General features: G+C 65.4%; 1 protein-coding gene. It reads right to left on the bottom strand.

Annotated elements, in window-relative coordinates; genetic code table 11:
* Positions 1-214, bottom strand: a 214-nt coding sequence (locus DEM25_RS17430) for a DUF2254 family protein (RefSeq protein WP_120222797.1), incomplete at both ends; no start/stop codon positions are given.

Here is a 214-nt window from a genome sequence, read left to right as displayed (position 1 = left end):
GACAGCGCGCGCAGCGCGATCTCAAGCAGCACGCTGATCGCATACTCGATGTCGTCGCCCGACCCGCGCACAGGGGAGAGGGTCACCGAACCGGCAAACGCTTCTTCGATGGCACCGCGTTTGCCATCGCCCGCATCGCTGACAATGCTGGCCAGAGCCTGCCCCCTGAGGACGAAGGTTCCCGGCTTGTCGACGATCTCGACGCGCACGTCGA

Origin of the sequence: Oceaniradius stylonematis (genome assembly GCF_003149475.2) — a bacterium.
GTDB lineage: Bacteria > Pseudomonadota > Alphaproteobacteria > Rhizobiales > Rhizobiaceae > Roseitalea > Roseitalea stylonematis.
This window is presented reverse-complemented; position numbering and strand designations above follow the sequence as displayed.